Origin of the sequence: Aminobacterium sp., assembly GCF_034926885.1 — a bacterium.
Classification (GTDB): Bacteria; Synergistota; Synergistia; order Synergistales; family Aminobacteriaceae; genus Aminobacterium.
Window position 1 is genome coordinate 1 of sequence record NZ_JAYFQR010000019.1, and the last position, 4,165, is coordinate 4,165.

General features: G+C 39.7%; 5 protein-coding genes and 1 pseudogene. All 6 read right to left on the minus strand.

Features of this window, described 5'->3' with window-relative positions; genetic code table 11:
- Positions 1 to 184: 184 nt before the first annotated feature.
- Positions 185 to 1,687: a tripartite tricarboxylate transporter permease gene (locus VB083_RS08865; protein ID WP_213691581.1), complete on the minus strand. Its 1,503-nt coding sequence runs from the start codon at positions 1,685 to 1,687 to the stop codon at positions 185 to 187.
- A 34-nt stretch (positions 1,688 to 1,721) separates the two neighbouring features.
- Positions 1,722 to 2,165 (minus strand): tripartite tricarboxylate transporter TctB family protein, encoded by a 444-nt coding sequence (locus tag VB083_RS08870; RefSeq protein ID WP_213691582.1) that lies wholly within the window; start codon positions 2,163 to 2,165, stop codon positions 1,722 to 1,724.
- Positions 2,166 to 2,245: 80 nt separating this feature from the next.
- Positions 2,246 to 3,199 (minus strand): Bug family tripartite tricarboxylate transporter substrate binding protein, encoded by a 954-nt coding sequence (locus VB083_RS08875; RefSeq protein ID WP_213691583.1) that lies wholly within the window; start codon positions 3,197 to 3,199, stop codon positions 2,246 to 2,248.
- Positions 3,200 to 3,260: 61 nt separating this feature from the next.
- A complete protein-coding gene (locus tag VB083_RS08880) occupies positions 3,261 to 3,644 on the minus strand; it encodes a RidA family protein (protein WP_213691584.1) in 384 nt (127 codons plus the stop codon).
- 19 nt (positions 3,645 to 3,663) lie between these two features.
- Positions 3,664 to 3,897 (minus strand): helix-turn-helix domain-containing protein, encoded by a 234-nt coding sequence (locus tag VB083_RS11765; RefSeq protein WP_416242171.1) that lies wholly within the window; start codon positions 3,895 to 3,897, stop codon positions 3,664 to 3,666.
- Positions 3,878 to 4,165, minus strand: a pseudogene (locus tag VB083_RS08885) (hypothetical protein); the annotation flags it as partial. The pseudogene VB083_RS08885 and the gene VB083_RS11765, both read right to left, overlap by 20 nt.

Genomic DNA, 4,165 nt, shown 5'->3' on the forward strand with positions numbered 1-4,165 from the left:
AAGGTTCGGCAACTCCTGGAGTATAGGCAATAGCCAGATCGGCCATGCTCTCTACGGGAAGCTTGCTCGTAATGGCAACTTTCCCTTTGGATTCCTGATGGGCAGATAGTGCTTTAGCGTAAATTTCCTCTTTGCGCATAATTTAAGAAACCTCTTTCCTTATAAATATTTTCTTAAAATTTCATTAATTTATTGAAGCACTCTTCATCTGTTTAATCTTTTTAAGAATAGGAGCAATAGCAAAAAGCGTTGCAACAATCAACATGACAAGACTGATAGGCCGCTGTAAAAAGATCATGTATGACCCTTTTGAAAGAACGAGACTCTGATAGAGTCCTCTTTCCATCATGGCGCCTAAAATCACGGCTAAAATTAACGGTGAATGTGGCAACTTAAGTTTGTTAAAAACAAATCCTAAAATTCCGAAGAAAAGCATTACCCAAATATTAAAGACGCTATTTCCCACAGCAAAAGCACCGGTAATGCATAACATCGCAATAACACTCGCGAGAACTTCTTTAGGAATTTTGAAAATAACTCCTGATAAAAATTTCCCCAGCATAATTCCCAGTGGCCCCATAAGGATATTTGCTACAAAGAAACCAACAATGATAAGGTAAGCCACTTCTGGGAAATCTTGGAATAGAGAAGGACCAGGTCGAAGTCCTTGTATCATCAATGCGCCTAAGAAAAGAGCTGATGTGGAATTTCCAGGAACTCCGAGAGCCATCAAAGGAACCATTGAACTTGCAACTACAGCGTTGTTGGCAGCTTCTGGCGCAGCTACTCCTTCAGGAACACCAGTTCCAAACTCTTTATCTTTATTACTTCGAATAGCTTGGTCGTATGCTAAATAAATGGCCATTAACATTCCTGCTCCTGGAATAACTCCAATTACGTTTCCAATAGCGGAAGAGGTAAGCCATGTAGGTAAAAGGCGCTTTACCATCTTCTTATCAGGCAATACTTTTCCAATTTTAGGAATATCCAAAGAGACATTCCCCTTGCTCCTTTGTCCAATTTCTTCAGCTACTTCCAATACTGACGTTACTCCAAAAAGACCGATCAACATTGGGACAAATGGAATCCCCTCTAGTAAATATGGGTTTCCGAAGTCAAAACGGGGAAAACCTGTTTGTGGGCTCATGCCAATAGTAGCGATAAGCAGTCCTATTGCACACACGATAAGGCTTTTAAGAACATTCTTTCCTGACATACCTGCAACTGTACTTAAGCCTAAAATTGCAAGAGCAAAGTATTCAGGAGGGCCAAAACGCAAGGCATATTTTGCAAGAACCGGCGCTAAAAACATAAGAACAAGGGAACTGACTAATCCGCCAAAAACTGAACTTGTTGTTGAAATACCAAGAGCTTGGCCAGCCTTTCCCTTTAAAGTCATCTGATATCCGTCAAGAGACGTCACCACAGAAGAAGCTGTTCCTGGAATTTTTAAAAGGATCGCCGGAATAGAGCCACCATAGCAAGCCGACGTATAAACACCGACAAGAAGCATAAACGCGTAACTTGGATCCATAGAGAACGTAACAGGAACAAGTACTGCTAACGTAATAGTGTCATTCAGGCCTGGCAAAGAGCCAACAACAAGACCTATACAAACACCAATGAAAAGGAAAAGAAATACGCCTGGCGTAAAAATTTCAACAAATGCAGACAAAATATGTTCCATTTATATCGATAGACCTCCTTAACCTCTGGTTTATTTATCCTTCTACAAAAACGCCAAGAGGTAAGGGAACCCCTAAAAGGAACCTAAACACGGCAAAAATCACAAATACTGATAAAATAGCCGTTATAAGGGCTCTCTTTTTATTGGCATAACCAAGGTTGCACATTATAAAGAGCATTAAAGCTAATGAAGAAACAAGGTAACCTGCTTTAGGAAGAATAAGAATATATACAGCAATGGAGATAATAACGGAATAAACGCTCTTATACCGTTTTTTTTCGCTCTCGGATTCTACTTCTTTCTTGCGTTCATTAAGGCTACGTCCAAGCAAAGGTGCTGCTAATAGAAAAATGACAACAGCAACGCGCTTGGGAAAATGTGCAGCAATATCAGGAAAATTTCCAGCTTCGATAAATACAAATACGCTTATAACCAAGAGAACTATTGCCAATAAGAAATCTTTTTTCCAATTTTTCATGGGCCCACCTCATATGATTCGGGGGCAAAATTTCGTTTGCCAGACGATGCCCCCGAATTTTAATCGTTAAAATAAAATTACTATTGATTCAAAGTTGGAACTATTTTTTCGAGCTCAGTTGCAACTTCCTCTACATAAGATCCGAAATCAGGTGCATTTCTATAAACCAGTGGGTAACCAGCTTTAGCCATACGAGCTGCAAAATCCTCATCGTTTATTATTTTTCCGAAGAGTTCATCAAGTGCTTTTACGGTTTCATCTGAAGTTCCTTCTGGAACAGCTAATCCTCTAAAAGCACCCCATACAAGGTCAGTTCCTTCCTCTTTGAAGGTAGGAATAAAAGAAAAATCTTTTGGTCTCTCGTTTGTCATAACACCGAGGGCACGCATTGTTCCATCTTTAATGAAGCCGGATGCTTCTCCAAGAGCCATCATTCCCGCTTCTACGTGACCGCCCAAAAGCTGCTGTACTTGCATAGCTGCGCTTTCATTATGTACATATCCAAATTTAACGCCCAAACGATTTTCGAGAATAAGGCAAGCAATATGGTGAGAGGTAGAGTAGCCGGGAGTAGCAAGGCTAATTTCTTTTGTTTTAGCAGCTCCGATAAATTCTTTTAAAGTCTTATACGGAGAATTTTCTGGAACCATGACAATTTCAGGGTCAAAACAATACATTGCTATTGGTTTAAATGACTTATGTGTATATGTAGTTTTTTTAGTCATTGGATTGGTAACAACAGAGGATGTATAAGCCAAAATTGTGTATCCATCAGCTTTAGCCTTTGATACAAAAGTCTGGCCGATAACAGCACCGCCACCTGGCATATTTTCGACAACAATTTTTTTCCCATTCATATATTTGGGAGCAACTTCAGCCATTAAACGGCATGTAACATCTACTCCGCCGCCTGGAGCAAAAGGAACAATAATTTTAATGTTTTTCTGTGGAAATGTTTCTGCGGCAAAAGCAAAGGAACCAAAACAAAGAGTCACAAGTGCAACTAAAGCTAAACATGACATAAACTTTTTCATTGTACGTCCTCCCCTAATTTCCCTATTTATTTTTTTACATTATCAACAAAACTGAAAAATCTTATTTCCCGCAAAAAGCAATGAGCTCCATTTCTACTTGACCGCCCAAAGGCAACGCGGCAACCTGAACACAAGATCGTGCTGGCTTATCGTTCGGGAAATACTCTGCATACACCGCATTTATAGCAGCGAAATCAGCCATATCGGTTACGAAAACAGTAGTTTTAACTACATCATTGAAAGAGAGGCCCGCTTCCTGAAGCACAGCGTTCAAATTTTTCATAATCTGATGGAATTGAGCTTGAATATCTCCTTCGATGATTTTCCCCACTGCAGGGTCAACTGGAAGTTGCCCTGAAGCAAAAAGATAATCTCCTGCTTGAATAGCTTGCGAATATGGTCCTACCGCCTTAGGAGCAGCTGATGATGCTATTACTTTCTTCATTCTTCTACATCTTCCTTCCTTATGATTTAGATTCTTCAGTTTGTCTTACATCTCGTAGATACGAATAAATCGTGTATTTAGTGTTACCCATTTCTTCCGCCAAAGTTTCTATTGAACCTTTGAGTAAGAAAAAACCTTCATCGTCAAGATATTTAATGACCTCAACTTTTTCTGTGCGACTCATTAAATAGCAAGGTTTAGAAAACCTTTGCCGGACTCTCTGCAAACTTTCTTCAATTAGTTCTTCTATCATGACTTGGGAATATTTCTGATTTTGATTCGAAAGCACCACGTAACTCGTGGACCTTGAGAAGGGGAGCAATTATATCATTCATAATTAAAGCTTTTGACATATTAAAATTTAAACAAAGGAATCCAATAATGTAAGGGGCCATAGTTTGCTTCCTGATAACGTGATAAAGTGAATGGCGGGAATCCCAGTCCGTACGATTGGCTCCCGCCAATTCAAAGATAAATGGGCTCACCCTGTCCAATAGTAGTGGCGGAATGGAAGTTGCGGC